This is a genomic window from Vibrio sp. 1078-1 (assembly GCF_033340475.1).
On sequence record NZ_JAWOWM010000968.1, the window covers coordinates 1 to 508 of the forward strand.

The window sequence follows — 508 nt, forward strand, 5'->3', positions numbered from 1 at the left end:
CTAATGCACTGGCCATGCGCAATCGAGTGAGTGGCGAGCGTAATTCGTGAGAAATGTCCGACAGTAAACGCTGCTGACCTGAAATCATCTGATTCACCGCTTCGACCATTTGGTTGAAGCTGCTGCCCGCTTGACGAAATTCTGCGGTGCCTTTTTCAAGATTCGGATCGATGACGAACTCACCTTTTGCTACTCGCTGCGCGGCGGCTTCAAGGCGTCGTGCGGGTTGGCTCAGCGCCCAAGCAAGCCACAGCAGTAATGGCGTGCTCACCAGCATGACGGCCAACAGTAACTGGAATGGGTGGTCGAAGAGACGCAGCAGCAGCGGTGGTGGCTCGTTCCATTTAAAGCCAACGTACATCAGCAGTTCAGAGTCGGCCAGAACGATTGGCACAGGGCCGGCAATCATATAGCGGCCATAAAGTCTCTGTTTTGGCTTGTTGTAATCTTCAATACTGGTGACAAAGTTTTGCATCGCACGCAGTTGAAAGTTGCTGCGCTTATCGGT

At 52.8% G+C, this 508-nt stretch carries 1 protein-coding gene; it reads right to left on the reverse strand.

The window, feature by feature from the left end:
* Positions 1 to 508: HAMP domain-containing protein (locus R7190_RS31130; protein ID WP_318138377.1), on the reverse strand; the 508-nt coding region annotated here is incomplete at both ends.